This is a genomic window from Mesorhizobium sp. C277A (assembly GCF_040324395.1).
Lineage (GTDB): Bacteria > Pseudomonadota > Alphaproteobacteria > Rhizobiales > Rhizobiaceae > Mesorhizobium.
In genome coordinates this window covers 2,991,924-3,010,577 of sequence record NZ_JAMYVW010000002.1, presented here as the reverse complement: position 1 = coordinate 3,010,577, position 18,654 = coordinate 2,991,924, and the positions used below count along the sequence as shown (strand labels likewise).

20 protein-coding genes are annotated in these 18,654 nt (G+C 64.6%); 11 read left to right on the top strand and 9 right to left on the bottom strand.

Features of this window, described 5'->3' with window-relative positions:
- Position 1: 1 nt before the first annotated feature.
- The 6 genes from NKK52_RS14965 to pcaQ form a co-directional block, all read right to left on the bottom strand.
- Positions 2-1,066: a branched-chain amino acid ABC transporter permease gene (locus NKK52_RS14965; protein WP_023685280.1), complete on the bottom strand. Its 1,065-nt coding sequence runs from the start codon at positions 1,064-1,066 to the stop codon at positions 2-4.
- Complete coding sequence (locus NKK52_RS14960) at positions 1,063-1,959, bottom strand: branched-chain amino acid ABC transporter permease (RefSeq protein WP_023685279.1); 897 nt, start codon at positions 1,957-1,959, stop codon at positions 1,063-1,065. Before NKK52_RS14960 ends, NKK52_RS14965 begins: the two co-directional genes overlap by 4 nt.
- Complete coding sequence (locus NKK52_RS14955) at positions 1,956-2,684, bottom strand: ABC transporter ATP-binding protein (protein ID WP_023685278.1); 729 nt, start codon at positions 2,682-2,684, stop codon at positions 1,956-1,958. Before NKK52_RS14955 ends, NKK52_RS14960 begins: the two co-directional genes overlap by 4 nt.
- A complete protein-coding gene (locus NKK52_RS14950) occupies positions 2,681-3,355 on the bottom strand; it encodes an ABC transporter ATP-binding protein (RefSeq protein ID WP_502898761.1) in 675 nt (224 codons plus the stop codon). Before NKK52_RS14950 ends, NKK52_RS14955 begins: the two co-directional genes overlap by 4 nt.
- An 89-nt stretch (positions 3,356-3,444) precedes the next feature.
- Positions 3,445-4,743, bottom strand: coding sequence for an ABC transporter substrate-binding protein (locus NKK52_RS14945; RefSeq protein ID WP_023685276.1), 1,299 nt, complete (start codon positions 4,741-4,743; stop codon positions 3,445-3,447).
- A 276-nt stretch (positions 4,744-5,019) separates the two neighbouring features.
- Positions 5,020-5,937, bottom strand: coding sequence for a pca operon transcription factor PcaQ (pcaQ, locus tag NKK52_RS14940; protein ID WP_023685275.1), 918 nt, complete (start codon positions 5,935-5,937; stop codon positions 5,020-5,022).
- Between the two features lie 92 nt (positions 5,938-6,029).
- Between pcaQ and pcaD the strand changes: the two genes are divergently transcribed.
- The 6 genes from pcaD to pobA are packed head-to-tail and all read left to right on the top strand — an operon-like array spanning position 6,030 to position 10,848.
- A complete protein-coding gene (gene pcaD / locus NKK52_RS14935) occupies positions 6,030-6,839 on the top strand; it encodes a 3-oxoadipate enol-lactonase (RefSeq protein WP_023685274.1) in 810 nt (269 codons plus the stop codon).
- Positions 6,832-7,245: a 4-carboxymuconolactone decarboxylase gene (gene pcaC / locus NKK52_RS14930; protein WP_023685273.1), complete on the top strand. Its 414-nt coding sequence runs from the start codon at positions 6,832-6,834 to the stop codon at positions 7,243-7,245. The genes pcaD and pcaC overlap by 8 nt, the downstream gene beginning before the upstream one ends.
- The gene (gene pcaH / locus NKK52_RS14925) at positions 7,235-7,990 is read left to right on the top strand and encodes a protocatechuate 3,4-dioxygenase subunit beta (RefSeq protein ID WP_023685272.1); all 756 of its coding nucleotides are present in this window, start codon (positions 7,235-7,237) and stop codon (positions 7,988-7,990) included. Before pcaC ends, pcaH begins: the two co-directional genes overlap by 11 nt.
- The gene (pcaG, locus tag NKK52_RS14920) at positions 7,990-8,604 is read left to right on the top strand and encodes a protocatechuate 3,4-dioxygenase subunit alpha (RefSeq protein WP_023685271.1); all 615 of its coding nucleotides are present in this window, start codon (positions 7,990-7,992) and stop codon (positions 8,602-8,604) included. Before pcaH ends, pcaG begins: the two co-directional genes overlap by 1 nt.
- A gap of 19 nt (positions 8,605-8,623) precedes the next feature.
- On the top strand, positions 8,624-9,676 hold the full coding sequence (locus NKK52_RS14915; protein WP_023685270.1) for a 3-carboxy-cis,cis-muconate cycloisomerase: 1,053 nt from the start codon (positions 8,624-8,626) through the stop codon (positions 9,674-9,676).
- The gene (gene pobA, locus NKK52_RS14910) at positions 9,676-10,848 is read left to right on the top strand and encodes a 4-hydroxybenzoate 3-monooxygenase (RefSeq protein WP_023685269.1); all 1,173 of its coding nucleotides are present in this window, start codon (positions 9,676-9,678) and stop codon (positions 10,846-10,848) included. Before NKK52_RS14915 ends, pobA begins: the two co-directional genes overlap by 1 nt.
- 13 nt (positions 10,849-10,861) lie before the next feature.
- Here pobA and pcaF read toward each other — a convergent pair whose 3' ends face one another.
- From pcaF to NKK52_RS14895, 3 genes are read right to left on the bottom strand one after another with little or no spacing between them, the layout of a single operon-like run.
- Positions 10,862-12,067 carry a 3-oxoadipyl-CoA thiolase gene (gene pcaF / locus NKK52_RS14905; RefSeq protein WP_023687925.1) on the bottom strand — a complete coding sequence of 402 codons (1,206 nt, stop codon included), beginning with the start codon at positions 12,065-12,067 and terminating at the stop codon, positions 10,862-10,864.
- A 1-nt stretch (position 12,068) separates the two neighbouring features.
- On the bottom strand, positions 12,069-12,857 hold the full coding sequence (locus tag NKK52_RS14900) for a CoA-transferase subunit beta (protein ID WP_023685267.1): 789 nt from the start codon (positions 12,855-12,857) through the stop codon (positions 12,069-12,071).
- The gene (locus tag NKK52_RS14895) at positions 12,854-13,711 is read right to left on the bottom strand and encodes a CoA transferase subunit A (protein WP_023685266.1); all 858 of its coding nucleotides are present in this window, start codon (positions 13,709-13,711) and stop codon (positions 12,854-12,856) included. The genes NKK52_RS14900 and NKK52_RS14895 overlap by 4 nt, the downstream gene beginning before the upstream one ends.
- 116 nt (positions 13,712-13,827) lie before the next feature.
- Here NKK52_RS14895 and NKK52_RS14890 point away from each other — a divergent pair, with 116 nt between their 5' ends.
- The 5 genes from NKK52_RS14890 to NKK52_RS14870 all read left to right on the top strand — a co-directional run bounded on the left by NKK52_RS14890 (position 13,828) and on the right by NKK52_RS14870 (position 18,637).
- On the top strand, positions 13,828-14,598 hold the full coding sequence (locus NKK52_RS14890; RefSeq protein ID WP_023685265.1) for an IclR family transcriptional regulator domain-containing protein: 771 nt from the start codon (positions 13,828-13,830) through the stop codon (positions 14,596-14,598).
- A 209-nt stretch (positions 14,599-14,807) separates the two neighbouring features.
- Positions 14,808-15,533, top strand: a complete 726-nt coding sequence (locus NKK52_RS14885; RefSeq protein WP_023685264.1) for a GntR family transcriptional regulator — start codon at positions 14,808-14,810, stop codon at positions 15,531-15,533.
- Between the two features lie 3 nt (positions 15,534-15,536).
- Positions 15,537-16,571: an ADP-ribosylglycohydrolase family protein gene (locus NKK52_RS14880; RefSeq protein WP_023685263.1), complete on the top strand. Its 1,035-nt coding sequence runs from the start codon at positions 15,537-15,539 to the stop codon at positions 16,569-16,571.
- Positions 16,568-17,515 carry a PfkB family carbohydrate kinase gene (locus NKK52_RS14875; RefSeq protein WP_023685262.1) on the top strand — a complete coding sequence of 316 codons (948 nt, stop codon included), beginning with the start codon at positions 16,568-16,570 and terminating at the stop codon, positions 17,513-17,515. Before NKK52_RS14880 ends, NKK52_RS14875 begins: the two co-directional genes overlap by 4 nt.
- A 60-nt stretch (positions 17,516-17,575) precedes the next feature.
- Positions 17,576-18,637 (top strand): ABC transporter substrate-binding protein, encoded by a 1,062-nt coding sequence (locus tag NKK52_RS14870; RefSeq protein ID WP_023687931.1) that lies wholly within the window; start codon positions 17,576-17,578, stop codon positions 18,635-18,637.
- Positions 18,638-18,654 lie beyond the last annotated feature (17 nt).

Below are 18,654 nucleotides of genomic sequence, written 5' to 3'. Positions count from 1 at the left end.
GTCACGCCTTTTCACTATGCGTTGCGGCCTGTTGCGGCGAAGGCGTCGCGTCACTATCGCCGGCGTTTGCCGGCAGCCTGACCCGGTAGCCGACCGGCAGCAGGCGCAGGCCAAAGCGCTCCTCCAGCGTTCCCCACAGGCCGCGCGGCAGGAACAGCGAGAACAGCACCGCCGTGGCGCCGAGGCCGATCAGATACCAGACGCCGGTGCCGCCGAACCAGGTCTCGATGAGGAAGAACAGCAGCGCACCCAGAATGGCGCCCTCGAAGGTGCCGATGCCGCCGACCAGCACCATGAAGATCATGTAGGCGGTCCACTGGACGTTGAAGTAGGTTTTCGGCTGGAAGGTGATCGACGTGGCCAACCACAGCGCGCCGGCCATGCCGATGCCGAAGGCGGCGAGCACGAAGAGCAGCCGCTTGGTTCCAGTGACGCGCACGCCGACCGATGCCGCGGCCTCCTCATTGTCCCTGATGGCGCGGATGGCCGCACCCGTGCTGCCACGCAGCAGGCTAAACAGGGTGGCGAGCAGCGCCGTCATCGCGGCCAACGCCAGCCAGTAGATCGTCGCCCGCCTGACGCCGGCGTCATAGACGTTGAGCGAGATCAGCGACGTCCCGGTTTCGCCTTGCACCAGCCGGTCGAGATTGACCAGCAGATGGGTGAGCGCGGCGATCACCCACATGCCGATGGCGAACTCGCCGTTCTTAAGCTTCAGCATGAACAGCGACATCGGCCAGGAGATCGCGCCGACGATGATCGCCGAAACGAACAGCGAGGCGAACGGGTTGAGGCCGGCATCGGCCAGACGGATGGCGAAATAGGCGCCGAGGCCGAAGAACACCTGCTGTCCAACCGAAACCAGCCCGCCGAAGCCGGCCAGCGCGTTCCACATCGCTGCCAGGATCACATAGATGAACAAGGCGGTAAGGCGGTCGACGGCGCCGGCCGACAGGAAGTGCGGCGCGATGCCAAGCAGCGCGATGATGACGACGACCGCAATCGCCGAGATGCGCGAGGCGGAGGTGCCGCGCTCGATGACGGGGTCGTTTAAAACCGCGCTCATGATGCTTTCCTCGCGGGCAGGCGCAGCAGGCCGCGCAGGCCAAGGCCGGAGGTGGAGAGCCGGATGAACAGCACGATCAGGAAGGCGACATGGCCGCCGATCAGAAAACCTTGCGGATGGATCTGCGCGCCGAGCGTCTGGGCGAGCGCCAGAACGATGCCGCCGACCAGCGTGCCCCATAGCGAACCGGCGCCGCCGATCACCGCCGCCTCGAAGGCGAACAGCAATTGAGGTGCGCCGGTATAGGGATCGAAGGTGGCGCGCATGGCGAGGAAGGCGCCGGCCAGCCCAACGGTGACCATGGCGATGGCGGCGGCGAGGGCATTGGCGCGGCGCGCATCGACGCCGACGAGACCGGCCGTGTCGGGATCTTCCGACGTGGCGCGGATCGAGCGGCCAAGCCTGGTGCGGGTGAGGAACAGCTGCAGTCCGCCAAGCAAGATGACGGCGGCGGCGAACATGATCACGGCAAGCTTGCCGACATAGATGCTGCCCGGCCATTCCCAGGAATCGTAGGAGAGGCTGCCGATATAGGGCGCCAGCGAACGTGTGTCGGCGCCGAACTGCTCGAACAGCGCATTGTCGATGACGATGGCGAGGCCGAACGTGGTCAGGATCGGCAGGAGCGCGCCGCCGCGGGCGCTGCGCTCGAGCAGGAAGCGCTGCAGCGCCCAGCCGATGGCCGCCATCAGCGGCAGCACGATGAGCAGGCCGACGAAGGGCGAGATATGGAATTGCGAGGCGAGCCACCACAGCGCGTAGGCGGAAAACACGGCCAGGCTGCCATGCGCGAGGTTGATTATGCGCATCACCGAAAACATGAAGGAGAGGCCGCAGGCGATCAGCGCGTAGTAGCCGCCGAGCAGGATGCCCTGGACGATCTGGTTGCTCATGCCGGCACACTCCCGGCGCTTTTTCTGTGCAGACCAAAATAGGCTTTCGTCACTTCATCGCGGGACATGCCCTTGCTCGGGCCTTCCAGCGCGACGCGTCCTTCGAGCATGCAGATGACCTTGTCCGAGACCGAGAGCGCGCGATTGAGGTCCTGTTCGACCAGGATGATCGTCGTGCCGGAGCTGATCAGGCCTTGCAGCGAAGCGTATACGCGGTCGACCACCAGCGGCGACAGGCCGAGCGAGACCTCGTCGAGCAGCAGCAGTTCGGGATTGCTCATCAAAGCGCGGCCGATGGCGGTGGCCTGCTGCTCGCCACCGGAGAGATGCCCGGTCTTGGCATGGCGGCGCGGCTTCAGATTGGGGAACGTGTCGAGCACTCGTTCCACGCTCCAGTCGCCGGGACGGCCGGCGGTCTTGCCAAGCAGGAGGTTCTCCTCGACCGTCATTTGCACGAACAGTTTTCGCCCTTCCGGCACCAGCGCGACGCCCATGCCGACGCGCTTGTGCGAGGGAACGCCGGTGATATCGGCGCCATTCAGCAGCACGCGGCCGGCCGTCGGCTCATGGGCGCCGGCGATCGCCCGCAGCAGCGTCGTCTTGCCGGCGCCGTTGGCGCCGACCAGCGCCAGCGTTTCGCCGCGCTCGATCGTAAAGCTCACACCGCGCACCGCCTGCAACAGGCCATGGCGGACGACCAGATTCTCGATTGCGAGCAGGCTCATTTCGGGCCTCCGCCGAGATAGGCGCGCACGACTTCCGGGTCGGCCATCACCGCTTGCGGCTCGCCATCGGCGATGATCTTGCCGGCGTCCATACAGATCAGCCGCTCTGCCACCTGCAGCAGGATGTGGACGATGTGCTCGATCCAGACGATGCCGATCTTGCGGCGGCGCAATTCCTTGATGGTATCGACAAGTTCGCTCGCCTCGCCATCGGTCAGTCCGCCGCCGATCTCGTCGAGCAGAAGCAGCGTAGGCCTTGCCGCGAGCGCGCGGGCAAGTTCCAGCCGCTTGCGGTCGAGCAGGCCGAGCGTTTCGGCGCGCCGGTTGGCCACGCCCATCATGCCGCACAGTTTCAGCGACTCCAGCGCCTCTTCATAGGCCTCGTCGCGGGCGAGACCGGCGCCATGCGACGCGGCAACAAAAACGTTCTCGAACGTGGTCATGCCGCCGAACGGCTTGGGCACCTGGTGCGTGCGCACCAGGCCGAGACGACAGCGCGCTGTAGCCGGCATCGCGGTCACATCGCCACCCTTGAAGGCGACCGTGCCGGCGCTCGGCGGGAAGGCGCCTGATAAGATGCTGAGCAGCGTCGTCTTGCCGGCGCCGTTCGGGCCGACGATGCCGACGGCCTCATCGGCATTCATGGCGAAGTCGACATCGTCGAGCACCACCAGCGCGCCGAAGCGTTTCTGGATGCCGGCAGCGCGGAGGATCGCGGCGTTTGCTGAACCGTTCACGATGCGATCCCCGTAGCCGTCCGTCAGCCGTTATACGGCTGGAGCTTGGCCTCGACCGGAACCTTCGGGTCGGTGGCGTTCTCGGTCACGACGTAGTCGAGCGGGAATTTGCCGCCTTCCTTGGCCGCCACCCATTGGGTGCCGATGATCGGGCCGGGAGAGACATTGGCGACCGGGCCGCTGGTGAAGTCGACCTTGCCGATCATGGTCTCGGTGTTGAGCGCGCTCAGCGCCTTGGCGACGGCCGCCTTGTCCTTGGCGTCGGTGCTTGCCTTCAGCGCCTCGAAGCCGGCGTCGAGCAGCGACATCGAGGCGCCGAGCTGCTGCGTCCACTGCTTGCCGCTGGCGGCCTCATAACCGTCGGCCAGTTCGATTCCCGAAACGCCGGTCAGCGGCGACTTGTAGGGAAAGGCCTTGTGCCAGTAAGCGGCGCTCGAAATCTTGTTGCCGAGATCGCCCAGCGCCTCGATGTCGGACGGGAACAATCCGGTCTTGGCGACCTGGCAGATCTTGATCTGCTTGATCAGGCCTTGCTGTGCAGCCTGACGCCAGAAGGCGGCGAAGTCCGGCGGGATCGGGAAGGAGTTGAAGATCTCGACGCCTTCCTGCTTGAACAGCGCGATCTGCGAGGAATAGTCGGTGGTGCCGGTCTCGTAGGCGCCGGGATCGACGATGGTGAAACCCTGCCTTGCCAGCAACGGCGCCAGATGGGTGCGGATGGCATTGCCGTCTGCGTCGTTGGGATACATGACGCCGACCTTCTTGTTGGTCTCGATCAGGTTCCATTGCGAGATGTAGGTCCGGAAGAACTCGTCGACGCCGAAGCCGAAATGATAGGTCCATTTGAACGGCGAGGGTTCGCCGGGCTTGGCGCCGCGGCCGAAATACCAGGCCTCCCACGGCATGACGGTGGAGAGGCAAGGCACGCCGGCGGCTTCGCAGGCGTCGGCGACCGGGTTGATCACCTCCGGCGTCGACACCGCCAGCATCAGGTCGACGGCCTGGTTGTTGATGAGGTCCTTGGCGAGCTGGCCGGCGCGCGACGGGTCGGATTGCGTGTCCTGGTCGATGATCTCGACACTGTATTTCTTGCCGCCGATGTCGAGGCCGTTGGCGAGCGCCTTGCGGGCGAGATCGAGCACATAGCCGTCGGTCTGGCCGAAGCCGGCGAGCGGCCCGGTGCGCGGGCTGACAAAGCCGACCTTCAGCGTGTCGGCGGCCTGCGCGAATGCCTGGCCGCGGCTGAGCGCAAGTGCCGCGCCGCCGGCGAGCGATGTGGCGATGAACTGGCGCCGCGAGACGCCGGATTTGCTTGAGGTCATGCTGGTATTCCTCCCTTTCCTGACGGCACCTGGAGGTCACCGCCGGCCTGCTCAAAATCGATGCCGCCCGTTCTTAAGATCGGAGATCGCCCCGGCAGGCCTTGAGGCGGCAGCGGAACGCCGCCAATGCCGATAACGGCACGATTTCGATCCTCCCATCGTCACAGTGCCCTAGGTGTTTGGTTTGGTAAAATGATATTTTGCGGTGTTTCGTTAACCAACAGGTTATGGAAATACGGCTGAAGGCCCGCTCTGCGCCAGATTGGCGAAAGGTGCTCAGGCGTTCTGGCTGGCCGCCTCGCGAATGGTCTGCAGCAGGATGGTGAAGGCCGGCGAAGGCGCAGTGTCGGTCCGCATCGTCAGGCCGACCGGCCCTTTGGTTTCCTCGGTGTTGACGGGCAAGGCGACGAAGGCGCCGCTGGAGAGTTCGTTGGCGACGACGCCTGTCGATATGATCCAGACCGCATTGCTTTGGCGCAGGAAGGCACGGCCGAAGGAATCCGAGACGGTCTCGATCTCGGTCGCAGGCGCCGTCATGCCGTTGGTGATGAACAGGCGGTCGACGAAGGGGCGGATGACCGACTCCCGCGTCGGCATCAGCACCGGGAATTCATCGAGCCGGGCGAAGATGTCCTGGCCCGGCTGCAGCAGCGGATGGCCGGCCCTCACCACGAACAGCACCGGTTCGGAATAGAGATGCTCGAAGAAGAAGCCGGTCATGTTTTCCGGCGCCGCAAGCCGGCCGACGACGAGATCGAGCGCACCGACGCGCAACTGTTCCAGCAGGACCGCGTTCTCGCCGGTGACGATCTTGATCGCAGCACCGGTATTTTCACTCAGGAACAGGCTTATGGCGCGTGGCATCACCTTGGCCGACACTGTCGGGAGCGCGCCGATGCGGATCGGATGCCGGTTGATGGCGCCGTCCTGGCGGACGGAATCGACGCCGCGCTTCAGTGCCGTGATCGCCGTGCCGGCATGGCCGAGAAAGATTTCGCCAAGCCGTGTCACCCTGATGCCGCGGCCGTCGCGTTCGACGACAGCGATGCCAAGCGCCTCCTCCAATTCGCGCAACGTCTTGGTCACGGCCGGTGGGCTGACATGGAGAAAGTCGGCCGCCCTCGCCACGCTGCCTTGCCGCGCTACCTCAAGGAATGCCTGCAGGTGACGGAACCTTATGCGGCTTTCGGACATGTTCTCATAACCTAGCAGTTAATGAAATGGCGTAAAATATCATTTTACCAAACCAAATGCCTTGTGCAATGTGAACACGGAGGATCGAAATCGTGCCATTCGTCAACATTGGCGGCATCACGCTGCACCATCGCCATATCAAGGCGAAGGGAAATGCGCGGCCGATCGTGTTCATCAATTCGCTGGGCACCGACTTCCGCGTCTGGGACGAGGTGTTGTCCGAACTGGGTGGCGAAATGCCTGTGTTGGTCTACGACAAGCGCGGCCATGGCCTGTCCGACATTGGTGGCGTCAGCTCGATCGACGAGCATGTCGATGATCTGTCGGGCCTGATCGATCATTTCGAACTGAACAATGCGGTGCTGTGCGGCCTGTCGGTGGGCGGCCTGATTGCGCAAGGGTTTTATGCCCGGCGCCCCGAAATCGTCGACGGCCTCATCCTGTGCGACACCGCCCACAAGATCGGCACGGCCGACAGCTGGAACACCCGCATCGAAACGGTCGAAAGCAAAGGTATCCAGGCCATCGCCGATGCCGTGCTCAAAATGTGGTTTACGCCTGCCTTCCACGCGGACCGTGTCGCCGAGCTCGACGGCTACTGGAACATGATGACCCGGCAAGCCGTCGCCGGCTATGTCGGCACCTGCGCCGCGGTGCGCGATGCCGATTTCACCGAGGCCGCGCAGGGGATCGCGGTACCCACGCTTTGCGTCGTTGGCAACCAGGACGGCTCGACGCCGCCGGATCTCGTCCGCTGGCTGGCCGATCTGATCCCAGGCGCACATTTCGAAATCATTCGTGACGCCGCGCACATCCCTTGCGTCGAACAGCCCAAGGCGCTGACCACCCTGATCCGCGATTTCGTCGCGGCGCTTCCCCTGAGAAAGCAGACCCATGGATGAACTGCCCAAAAACGAAACCAGATATCAGACCGGGCTGACCGTCAGGCGCTCGGTGCTCGGCGACCCGCATGTTGATCGCAGCGAGGATGCCGTCACCGATTTCGACCGGCCGTTCCAGGAGCTGATCACCGAGGCAGCCTGGGGCACTGTGTGGGCGCGTCCGGGCTTCAGCAGGCGCGAACGCTCGATCGTGACGCTGGCACTGCTGGCCGCCCTTGGCCATGATGAAGAGGTCGCCATGCATGTGCGCGCCACCGCCAACACCGGTGCGTCGCGCGACGATATCTGCGAAGCGTTCCTGCATGTCGCGATCTATGCCGGCGTGCCGGCCGCCAACCGCGCCTTCAGGATCGCCAAGGAGGTGTTTTCGGAAATGGACGGAAGCAGGGCTGGCCATGCCAGCTGATGCCGGCTCGAACCGCAGGCCCGAGAGCGGAGCCTTCTTCCAGCGCGACCGTGGCTGGCATCCGCCGGCGCTGACGCCCGACTACAAGACGTCGGTGTTGCGCTCGCCGCAAAAGGCGCTGCTGGCCTTCGACAACACGGCGTCCGAAATCACCGGTCCGGTGTTCGGCCACGCCATGCTCGGCGAACTCGACAATGACCTGATCCACAACTTCGCCAAGCCCGGCGAGAGCGCAATCGGCGAGCGTATCATCGTCTATGGCCGCGTGCTCGACGAGCGCGGCCAGGGCGTCTCCGGCGCGCTGCTCGAATTCTGGCAGGCCAATTCAGGCGGCCGTTACCGCCACAAGAAGGACGGCTATCTCGCGCCGCTCGATCCGAATTTCGGCGGCTGCGGCCGCACCATCACCGATGCCGATGGCGGCTATGCCTTTCGCACGGTGAAGCCCGGTCCCTATCCCTGGCCGAACGGGCCCAATGACTGGCGGCCATCGCACATCCATTTCTCGGTGTTCGGCCACGGCTTCGCACAGCGGCTGATCACGCAGATGTATTTCGAGGGCGACCCGCTGATCTGGCGGTGCCCGATCGTGCGCGGTATCCGTGACAAGGCGGCCGTTGAGACGCTGGTCGCGGCGCTCGACATGCAGGCGACGATCCCGTTCGACGCGCGCGCCTACAAGTTCGACATCGTGCTGCGCGGGCGCCGCGCCGCGCTGTTCGAAAACCGGCCGGAGGGCAATTGATGGCGCAATCGCTGACCCGGCTGAAGGAGAGCCCGTCGCAGACCGCCGGGCCCTACGTGCATATCGGGCTGACGCCGAATTTCGGTGGTATCGGCGGCGTCTATCCGACAGACCTCGGCGCGACGATGCTCAACGACAAGACCAAGGGCGAGCGCATCGGTTTGCGCATCCGCGTGCTCGACGGCACCGGCACGCCGCTCAGGGATGCCTTGATCGAAATCTGGCAAGCGGATGCCAATGGCTTCTACAATTCGCCGGCCGAATTGCGCGGCGATGCCGATCCGGATTTTCAGGGCTGGGGCCGTCAGCCGACCGACATGGAAACCGGCCTGTGCAGTTTTCAGACGATCAAGCCGGGACGCGTGCCGTATGGCGACGGCCGGCTGATGGCGCCGCATATCAGCCTGTGGATCGTCGCCCGCGGCATCAATATCGGCCTCCACACGCGGCTCTATTTCTCCGACGAGGCCAAGGCCAATGCCGAGGATCCGATCCTGGCCCGCATCGAGCACAAGGTGCGCGTGCCGACGCTGATCGCCGAGCGGCAAGGCGACAACTATATTTTCGACGTCCATCTCCAAGGGGAGAAGGAAACGGTCTTCTTCGACAGCTGACGGTCAGGAAACCAATGACATGACCGTATCGCCCTTCGACCATCCGCTGCTCTCCGGCCTGCTCGGCGACGAGGAGGCGGCTCGGCATTTTTCGGTGGATGCGGAAATCGCCGCCATGCTCGATTTCGAGCGCGCGCTGGCGCAAGCGGAAGCCGAAAGCGGGACTATCGGCACGGATGCCGCCGCGGCGATTGTACCTGTCCTGTTGTCATACAAGCCGGACACCGCGCGGCTGCGGGCCGGTGTGGCGAAGGATGGCGTGATCGTGCCCGAACTGGTGCGCCAGTTGAAGGCAGCGGTCGGGGCGCCGCACGACGCCGGCGTGCATTTCGGCGCAACCAGCCAGGACGTCATCGACACTGGCCTGGTGCTTCGGCTGCGCCGGCTCATTGAACATCTCGACCTGCTGCTGACTGAAAACATTCTGCGGCTGGTGGGGCTGGAAGAACGTTTTGGCAGCCGTGCATTGACAGCGATGACGCGCATGCAGCCGGCGATCCCAATTCAGGCGTCGGACCGCGTGGCGGTGTGGCGCACGCCGCTGCAACGGCATCAGCAGAGACTGTCGGAGCAATCCAAGCGTCTGCTCGTGGTGCAGTTTGGCGGCGCCGCCGGCACGCTGGAGAAGCTGGGCGACAAAGGACCTGCCGTGCGCGCGGCCCTTGCCGCAAAGCTCGGCCTTGGCGACGCGCCGCAATGGCACAGCCAGCGGGATGCGCTGGCCGAATTCGCCGGGCTGCTATCGCTCATCACCGGCAGCCTCGGCAAGTTCGGCCAGGACATTGCGCTGATGGCTCAAGATAGAACCGACATCAAGCTGTCCGGCGGCGGCGGCTCGTCGGCCATGCCGCACAAGCAGAACCCGGTGAAGGCGGAAGTGCTGGTGACGCTGGCGCGCTTCAACGCCACCCAGCTTTCCGGCATGCATCAGGCGCTGGTGCATGAGCAGGAGCGCTCCGGTGCTGCCTGGACGCTGGAATGGCTGCTCTTGCCGCAGATGGCGGTTGCGACCGCGGCTGCGCTACGGCTCGCCGCCGAACTCGCCGGACAGATCGAAAGCCTGGGACACTGATGCGCACCCGGATTGTCATTGTCGGCTCCGGACCGTCCGGGCTGCTGCTTGGCCAGCTTCTCGGCACCATTGGCGTCGAGACGGTGATCCTCGAACGTTCGAGCCGGGAGCATGTGCTTGGCCGGGTGCGGGCAGGGGTGCTCGAACAAGGCACCGTCGAGTTGCTCGAAGAGGCGGGCGCAGCTGCAAGGCTGCATGCCGAGGGCCTGCTGCATGCCGGCATCTCGCTTGCCTTCGGCGGCGGCCTGCACCGGCTCGACCTCACGGCACTGACTGGGGGAAAGCATGTCACCGTCTATGGCCAGACCGAAGTGACGCACGATCTGATGGACAAGCGCGAGGCGGCCGGGCTGACCACCGTCTATGAGGCGGCCAACGTCGCGCTGCATGGTTTCGATGGCGAAGCGCCTTACGTCACCTATAGCAAGGACGGCGTCGGCCATCGCATCGACTGCGACTTCATCGCCGGCTGCGATGGCTATCACGGCGTCAGCCGCAAATCGGTGCCTGAGCGGGCGCTGAAAACCTTCGAGCGGACCTATCCCTTCGGCTGGCTCGGCGTGCTGGCCGAAGTGCCGCCGGCCGATCACGAACTGGTCTACGCCAACCATGAGCGGGGCTTTGCGCTGTGCTCGATGCGCTCGACACATCGCAGCCGCTACTATGTGCAGGTTCCGGTTGATGAGAGCGTCGAGGCCTGGAGCGACGACCGCTTCTGGGATGAGTTGCGCCGTCGCCTGCCCGAGCAGACTGCCGCCGCCGTTGTTACCGGGCCGTCCTTCGAAAAGTCGATCGCGCCGCTGCGCTCCTTCGTTGCCGAGCCGATGCGCTTCGGCCGGCTGTTCCTGGTCGGCGACGCCGCCCATATCGTGCCCCCGACCGGCGCCAAAGGGCTCAACCTCGCTGCCAGCGACGTGCGCTATCTCTTTGCCGGACTTCGCGAATTCTATCTGGACAAATCGCAGGCCGGGCTTGACGCCTATTCAGCCAAAGCGCTGGCTCGGGTGTGGAAGGCGGTGCGCTTCTCCTGGTGGATGACGACGATGCTGCACCGCTTTCCCGATACGGGCGAGTTCGGCCAGCGCATCCAGGAAGCCGAGCTCGACTATCTCGTGCATTCGCAGGCGGCGTCGACCGCGCTGGCGGAGAACTATGTCGGTTTGCCCTATTAAGGGCAGTGCGATCTCAAACCCGTTCGAGCGCCACTGCGATGCCCTGGCCGACGCCGATGCACATGGTGGCGAGCGCATAGCGGGCGCCGCGCTCGCGAAGCTCCAGCGCAGCCGTGCCTGCAATGCGCGCGCCCGACATGCCCAAGGGATGACCAAGCGCGATGGCGCCGCCATTGGGGTTGACGTGCTCCGCATCCTCGGCGATGCCGAGTTGGCGGAGCACGGCGATGCCTTGGGAGGCGAAGGCTTCGTTGAGTTCGATGACATCGAATTGGTGCGGTGTCAGGCCGAGGCGAGCGCAGAGCTTTTGTGTCGCCGGAGCAGGGCCGATGCCCATGATGCGCGGCGCCACGCCGGCGGCAGCGCCGCCGAGGATGCGGGCGATCGGCGTCAGGCCGTGTTTTTTCACAGCCGCTTCGGAGGCGATGATCAGCGCCGCCGCGCCATCGTTGACGCCCGATGCGTTGCCGGCGGTGACCGTGCCGTCTTGCCGGAACGGCGTCGGCAATTTGGCCAGCGACTCGACCGTGGTGCCGGCGCGGGGATGCTCATCCTTCGATACGATAGTCGCATCGCCCTTTTTCTGCGGGACCGTCACCGGGGTAATCTCCTTCGCCAGCCGGCCATTGGCCTGTGCCGCGACGGCCTTGTCCTGGCTGCGCACGGCAAAGGCGTCCTGGTCGGCGCGCGACACTGAAAAATCCTCGGCGACGTTCTCGCCGGTCTCCGGCATGGAATCGACGCCATATTGTTTCTTCATCAGCGGGTTGATGAAACGCCAGCCGATGGTGGTGTCATGGATCTCGGCATGGCGTGAAAAGGCGGTCTCGGCCTTGGGCATGACGAAGGGCGCGCGGCTCATCGATTCGACGCCGCCGGCGATCATCAACTCGGCTTCGCCCGCCTTGATGGCGCGGGCGGCAATGGTGAGCGCGTCCATGCCGGACCCGCAGAGGCGATTGACGGTCGAGCCTGAAATTTCCTTCGGCAGTCCGGCCAGGAGCAGCGACATGCGGGCTACATTGCGGTTGTCCTCGCCGGCCTGATTGGCGCAGCCATAGACGACGTCGTCGACAGCCTGCCAGTCGATGCCGGCATTGCGCTCGACCAGCGCCTTCAGCGGGATGGCGCCAAGATCGTCGGCCCGCACCGACGACAGCGAGCCGCCGAAACGGCCGATCGGGGTGCGGATGTAATCGCAGATGAATGCCTCGGTCATGTCATGCGGCCTTTTCTTTTCCGCTTCCCTCATGCGCCGCCTTGGTGCGGGCCTGCAGGTCACGCAATGTCGTCAGCTCGAGTTCCGTCGGCGCCGGCGTTTCGTCAAGCGCCTCGGCGAACTTTACGATCCAGCCGCAGCTGTCCTGCACCTGCTGCCGCGTCACGCCGGGATGCAGCGACACCACGGTGAATTCCTTGCTCATCGGGTCGGGCTTCCAGATGGCGAGGTCGGTGATCAGCAGCGTCGGTCCAGCGGTCTCGATGCCGAGGCGCTGGCGATGGTCGCCGCCATTGCCATGGCCGAAGGAGGTGAAGAAGTCGATCTTCTCGACCATGCCGCGCTTGGACTGCGCCATGGTGATGTAGATCTCCTTCGACGAGGTGGCGATCTCCGGCGCGCCGCCGCCGCCGGGCAGGCGGGTCTTGGGATGCGCATAGTCGCCGATGATGGTGGTGTTGATGTTGCCGAACTTGTCGAGCTGGGCGGCACCGAGGAAACCGATCGAAATGCGACCGCCCTGCAGCCAGTAGCGAAACATCTCCGGCACCGAGACGGTCGTGACGGCGGTGTCGCAAAGTTCGCCGTCACCGATCGACAGCGGCAAAACATCGGGCGCGGTGCCGATGGTGCCGCTTTCATAGATCAGCGTGATGTCGGGCGCATGCGTCAGTCGCGCGACGTTGCAGGCGGCCGACGGCGCGCCAATGCCGACGAAGCAGACATCGTCGTTTTTCAGGGCTCGGCTGGCGGCAATCGTCATCATCTCATTGGGAGTAAAGCCGCTCATGCCGCGCTCCTCAGATGCTTTACGCGGCCGGCGAAATCGTCCGCCGTGCGCTCAAGGACATTGGCCTGCATCCAGGTCTGGAATTTTTCACGGTCGGCGGCGATGTCGTCCCATTCGAGATAGGCGGCGTTGTCCCTGGCATAGTAGCCGTGCGTGTAGGAGGGATGCGAACCGCCTGATACCACCGAGATCGCAGCGATGGTCCAGCGCGGCAGCACGGTGAGGTTGGGATGCAGGTCGTCGAAATTGTCGACGACTTCCTCTACCGTCACCACGGCGCGCTTGGCCGCGAGCACCGCTTCCTTCTGGATGCCGATAATGCCTTCGACCAGCACATTGCCTTTTTTGTCGGCCTTCTGAGCGTGGATGAAGGTCACGTCCGGTCGGATGGAAGGAACGGCGGCAAGCACCTCGCCGGTGAACGGGCAGGTGACCGAGCGGATGTTGGGATTGACTGCCGCCAGCCCGGCGCCGCGATAGCCGCGGAACACCGCGCAAGGCAGGCCGGCAGCTCCCGCCTCGTAGGCGTTGGCCATGCCGGCATGGCTGTGCTCCTCGATCTCGATCGACCGGGGGAAGCCGTTCTCGATGGCGTCGCGGGCGCGGCGCAGCAGGCCGACGCCGGGATTGCCGACATAGGAGAAGATGATCTTCTTGGCCATGCCCATGCCGATCATCTGGTCGTAGATCAGGTCGGGGGTCATGCGGATGAGCGTCAGGTCGCGAAAGCCCTGGCGGATGGCCTCATGCGCCGCCGCCGTCGGGATCAGATGCGTGAAGCCTTCGAAGGCGACCGTATCGCCATCATGCAGGTTCTCAGCCACGGCCTGTTTGAGCGGCAGGAAATTGACCATCGCCAAGAACTCCGAAGTTCAAAAAGTTCGTATTGCGAACATTTGTTTTGTATGAGATATTTTTACATCGCGCCGCCGAGACGAGTCAAGGCGGCGCATTGTCTTGCGGAGGCCGCATGGAGGACGAGGCAACGACACGCGACCATGTCGGCTCGCTGGAGCGCGGCCTTGCAGTCATGGAGATACTGGCCCGGCATCCGGCCGGGATGACGCTGACCGAAATGGCGGAGGAGGCGGGGCTGACCCGCGCCGGCGCGCGTCGCTTCCTGCTGACGCTAACCGCGACCGGCTATGCCACGCAATCCGGCCGGCAGTTTTCGCTATCGCCGCGCCTGCTCACCATCGTGCGCTCCTGGCTCGGCGGCGCCTCGCTGTGGACATTCGCCGCACCCATCATGCGCGACGTGGCCGCCCAGTTCGACGAGGCCTGTAACGCGGCGGTGCTGTCGGGCGAGGAAGTCGTCTATGTCGCGCGCATTCCTGGCCGCCGCATCCTCAGCGTTTCGCTCGATGTCGGCACCAGGCTGCCGGCGCATTGCACCTCGATGGGGCGCGTCCTGCTTGCGGGGCTGGGCGCGGATGAGCTGAAGGCCTTGCTTGCAGAGGCGAGGATCGAACGGCGCACGCCGAAGACGATCACCAGCCGCGCCGCGCTGGCCAAGGCCATCGACGCGGCGAGGGTGGATGGCTTTGCCGTCGTCGATGAAGAGCTGGAACTTGGCCTGCGCTCGATAGCGGTGCCGATCTATGACCGCGCCGGCAAGACCGTGGCGGCGATCAACGTCTCGACGCAGTCGGCGCGGTTCTCCGTCGAGGCGATGGAGCGGGATATCCTGCCAGCGCTGCGGACGGCCAAGCAACGGATTGAGGAATTTTTCTTCGTGTGAGCGCAAGGCTAATCGCCTGAGGGAAGCGCTGCCCCCGCTCTGTCTCGGAGACGGGACGCCCTGCGCGGTTAGCGTCGCCATGCGAACAAACGATGCCCGGGGCACCTCCTGAGCACAACGCATATGCGTGAATCCAAATATATGGTTGACGTCGCCCTTCAACTCCAATATCGAACAGGACTATACAGGTTTATTGAACAGGTACCCATATGAAGCGGCGCGCGGTTCAACTTTCTCCCGGCACGGGCAAGCCCGAGCAGATCGCCACCGTTCTCGAACATGAGATCCGCTCCGGCGTGCTTGGCTTCGGCGACCGCCTGCAAAGCGAGAACGAACTCGTCCAGCGCTTTTCCGTCAGCCGCAACACGGTCCGCAAGGGCCTCGAGGAGTTGTCCAGCCGTGGGCTGATCACGACCAAGGTCGGCATCGGCTCCTTCGTCACTTTCGACGGCAAGCCGGTCGATGACAGCATTGGCTGGTCGCGGGCGCTGGCCAATGCCGGCGCCAATGCCGAGACGCGGACGCTGCGGCTTGAAGTGATCGAGGATGCCGATCTTGCCACGCTGCTTGGCATCGAAAGCCCGTTCTTCATCGCCGTCGACCGGGTGCGCACCAATGCAAGCGACGGCCATGCGATCTCCATCGAACGCAGCCGCCTGCCGCTGTCGCCCGAACTGGAGGACGTGCCGCTGCGCGGTCTGCGCGAAGGCTCGCTGCACCAGACGCTGCGCGGCGCCGGCCTCATCCCAGACCATGGCGAGGAATGGGTCGGCATCGAGATGCTGAATGCCGAAGACGCCGCCATTCTCGGCTGCCCGCAAGGCACGCCGTTCCTGCGCGGACGCCGGCTGACGCGTGCGGCCGACGACCGGCCGATCGAATATGTAACCAGCCTGCTCAACCCGGCGCATTTCGCGCTGCATATGAGGTTTTGAGCGATGCCGGACAGAACCAACGACACGCTCGATCGCGCCATGGGCGCGCTTGTCGGTGGGGCGCTCGGTGATGCGCTGGGCATGCCGACGCAGCTTCTGTCGCCGGCGCGGATCGCCGAGCTATACGGCCATGTCGAGGATTTCGTGGCGCCGTTTGCCGATCATCCGGTGTCGAAGGGGCTCGTTGCCGGCACCATCACCGACGATACCGAACAGGCCCTGCTGCTTGGTCGCATTCTCGTCGAGTCCGGCGACCGCTTCGATCATGCGCGCTGGGTGAACGCACTGCTCGACTGGGAGCGCGAGGTCAAGGCGCGCGGCAGCTATGACCTGCTGGGACCATCGACCAAGCGCGCCATCGACGCCATCAATGACGGCGTGCCGGCGGAAGAGGCGGGAAGCCGGGGCGACACCAATGGCGCGGCCATGCGCATCGCGCCGGTCGGCATCATGATGCCGCTGGAACCGCTCGACGCTTTCGTCGCCAAGGTCGCCGAAACTTGCCGTGCCACGCACAACACCTCGATCGCCATCGCTTCGGCCGCAGCAGTTGCCGCCGCCGCCAGCCACGGCGTCGCCGGTGGCGACTGGCGTGCCGCTTCCGACAGCGCGGTAGCAGCCGCGCGGCGAGGCGCCCGGCTCGGACATTGGGTGACTGGTGGCGATATCGCCGCGCGTATCGCCTGGGCGCAGGAGCTCGTGCGCGGCAAGACCATGCGGGATGCGATCGGGCTCATCACCGATCTCGTCGGCACCGGTGTGGCCAGCCAGGAGTCCGTGCCGGCAGCTTTCGCCGTGCTTGAAGTCGCGCAGGGCGATCCCTGGCAAGCGGCAATCATCAGCGCCAATCTCGGCGGCGACACCGACACGATCGGCGCGATTGCCTCAGGCATGGCCGGCGCCTGCGTCGGCTTTTCGCAACTGCCGCAACAACACATTGCCGGGCTCGTCGGCATGGATATGGGGGAGGTGCGCTCGCTTGCCGAAGAGCTCGTCGCGGCGCGCACGGCAAAGGCCAGCAAGGATGCCGCGGCATGAGTGGGCGTCTGGTCCATATCGGCAGCGCCGTCGTCGACTATGTCTACCGCATCGACGCCTTGCCGGCGCCGGGCTGCGAGAAGACCGCGTCGAGCTTTGCGCAGGTCGCCGGCGGCGGCTTCAACATGATGGTCGCGGCCAGCCGCACCGGCATGACGGTGGTGTTCGGCGGCCAGCTCGGCAGCGGACCGAATGGCGATTTTTTGCGCACCGCGTTTGCGGCCGAAGGCATCATAACGCTGACGTCGCCATCGCCGGTCATGGACAGCGGCAATTGCGTCGCCATGATCTCCGGCGATGCCGAGCGCACCTTCGTGTCGTGGCCCGGTGCGGAGAGCATTCTCAGCCTCGAGATGATGAGGCCCGTGGTGGTCACGTCTGATGATTGGGTGTTCACGTCAGGCTACACGCTGAGCTATCTCGGAAGCCACAACGCGCTGACCGACTGGATCGAGGCGCTGCCAGAAAACATTCCCTTCGTTTTCGATCCAACGCCGGTCATCGCGGATATCCCACGTCCCATCCTGTCGCGGGTACTTGCCCGTACGACATGGCTGAGCTGCAACATGACGGAAGCGGTCGAGATCGCTGGGCAAGGCGATGTCGAGGCACTCGCCGCCCGGCTGCTCGCCGACCACTGCCCAAAGGCCGAAGGCGTCGTTATCCGCGCCGGCGCCAAGGGCTGTTTCGTGAGGTTGGTCAATGGCGAGACGCAGACCATTGCCGGCTTCAAGGTCGATGCCATCGACACCAATGGCGCCGGCGACACCCATATCGGCGGTTTCGTCAGTGCACTCTCGCGCGGCGTGCATCCCTTCGAGGCGGCGCGCTATGCCAATGCGGCGGCAGCACTTTCCGTCACCCGCCATGGCGGCTCATCGGCGCCGACCGACAGCGAGATCCAGACTTTCCTGAGCCAGGCCGCCACGGGCGAGCCGGGCTAGAACCAGAAGGCCCATCAGACAGCCTGACCCGCCAAGCGGGCAAACAAGAGAGGAACGAACATGCGCATGCCAAGACTGACTGCCCTGCTGACGGCGACCGCCGTCATCACCTCCGCGCTCACGCTGGCCGCCAGTGCCGCCGAAGTGCATGTGCTCAACTGGAAGGGCTACGGCGCCGACGAGCCGTGGGCGATCGAAGCCTTCGAAAAGGCGACCGGCAACAAGGTCGTCAACGACTTCTTCAATTCCGAACAGGAAATGCTGACCAAGATCCGCACCAATCCGGGCCTCTATGACGTGGTCATGATCAACGCCGCCTTCAACGATCAGGCGATGGCGGAAAAGCTGATCCAGCCGATCGATGTCTCGAAGCTGCCGAACTATGCCGACATCAGCAAGGACAAGGCGCAATCGCCGATGCTCGACCATGACGGCAAGGTCTATGGCGTGCCGTGGGTGTGGGGCCTGACGGCGCTGGCAATCAACGAAAAGTCCTTCGACAAGCCACCGACCTCGATCGCCGAAATGTGGGACCCAGCGCATAAGGGCCGGGTCGTCATTCGCGACGACGCTGTCGAAGCGGTGCAGTTCGGCGCCATCGCCACCGGTCAGAATATCAACGACATCAAGGATATGGAAGCGGTCAAGGCGAAGCTGACCTCGCTGATGCCGCAGATCAAGACGTTCTGGAGCTCGGAGAACGACTGGAACCAGATGGTCGCCTCCAACCAGATCGACATCGGCACCTATTGGAGCGGCTCGGCCGACCGTGCCAAGACGCATTTCAAGCTGCCGGTCTCGCTGGTCGTTCCGCAGGAAGGCGCCGTCGCCTGGCTCGACGCGTTCTCTATTCCCGTGGGCTCGAAGAATGTCGAGGGTGCGCAGGCCTTCATCAACTGGATGATCGATCCGAAATTCTATGTCGAATGGGTCACCAAGGTCGGCGCGCCGGTGTCGGCCAACACCAAGGCGGTGGAAGCGCTGCCTGAAGACTCCTTCAACCGCAAGGTGATGGGCGATCCCGAGGTGGCCAAGCGCATCCAGTTCCAGGCGCCGATCACCGACGCGCAGCGCGAGGCCTATCTGGCGCTGTGGCAGCAGCTCAAAGTCGACGTGAAGTAACGCTCACGTCCGGACCA

What these genes read in the sequence shown, in the direction of transcription:
- NKK52_RS14875 (WP_023685262.1), top strand. Translation starts at nt 16,568, where the DNA reads ATGAGTGGGCGTCTGGTCCATATCGGCAGCGCCGTCGTCGACTATGTC.
- NKK52_RS14960 (WP_023685279.1), bottom strand. Translation starts at nt 1,959, where the DNA reads ATGAGCAACCAGATCGTCCAGGGCATCCTGCTCGGCGGCTACTACGCG.
- pcaQ (WP_023685275.1), bottom strand. Translation starts at nt 5,937, where the DNA reads ATGTCCGAAAGCCGCATAAGGTTCCGTCACCTGCAGGCATTCCTTGAG.
- pcaC (WP_023685273.1), top strand. Translation starts at nt 6,832, where the DNA reads ATGGATGAACTGCCCAAAAACGAAACCAGATATCAGACCGGGCTGACC.
- NKK52_RS14915 (WP_023685270.1), top strand. Translation starts at nt 8,624, where the DNA reads ATGACCGTATCGCCCTTCGACCATCCGCTGCTCTCCGGCCTGCTCGGC.
- NKK52_RS14870 (WP_023687931.1), top strand. Translation starts at nt 17,576, where the DNA reads ATGCGCATGCCAAGACTGACTGCCCTGCTGACGGCGACCGCCGTCATC.
- pobA (WP_023685269.1), top strand. Translation starts at nt 9,676, where the DNA reads ATGCGCACCCGGATTGTCATTGTCGGCTCCGGACCGTCCGGGCTGCTG.
- NKK52_RS14900 (WP_023685267.1), bottom strand. Translation starts at nt 12,857, where the DNA reads ATGAGCGGCTTTACTCCCAATGAGATGATGACGATTGCCGCCAGCCGA.
- NKK52_RS14885 (WP_023685264.1), top strand. Translation starts at nt 14,808, where the DNA reads ATGAAGCGGCGCGCGGTTCAACTTTCTCCCGGCACGGGCAAGCCCGAG.
- NKK52_RS14890 (WP_023685265.1), top strand. Translation starts at nt 13,828, where the DNA reads ATGGAGGACGAGGCAACGACACGCGACCATGTCGGCTCGCTGGAGCGC.
- NKK52_RS14895 (WP_023685266.1), bottom strand. Translation starts at nt 13,711, where the DNA reads ATGGTCAATTTCCTGCCGCTCAAACAGGCCGTGGCTGAGAACCTGCAT.
- pcaH (WP_023685272.1), top strand. Translation starts at nt 7,235, where the DNA reads ATGCCAGCTGATGCCGGCTCGAACCGCAGGCCCGAGAGCGGAGCCTTC.
- NKK52_RS14880 (WP_023685263.1), top strand. Translation starts at nt 15,537, where the DNA reads ATGCCGGACAGAACCAACGACACGCTCGATCGCGCCATGGGCGCGCTT.
- NKK52_RS14965 (WP_023685280.1), bottom strand. Translation starts at nt 1,066, where the DNA reads ATGAGCGCGGTTTTAAACGACCCCGTCATCGAGCGCGGCACCTCCGCC.
- pcaF (WP_023687925.1), bottom strand. Translation starts at nt 12,067, where the DNA reads ATGACCGAGGCATTCATCTGCGATTACATCCGCACCCCGATCGGCCGT.
- NKK52_RS14945 (WP_023685276.1), bottom strand. Translation starts at nt 4,743, where the DNA reads ATGACCTCAAGCAAATCCGGCGTCTCGCGGCGCCAGTTCATCGCCACA.
- NKK52_RS14955 (WP_023685278.1), bottom strand. Translation starts at nt 2,684, where the DNA reads ATGAGCCTGCTCGCAATCGAGAATCTGGTCGTCCGCCATGGCCTGTTG.
- pcaG (WP_023685271.1), top strand. Translation starts at nt 7,990, where the DNA reads ATGGCGCAATCGCTGACCCGGCTGAAGGAGAGCCCGTCGCAGACCGCC.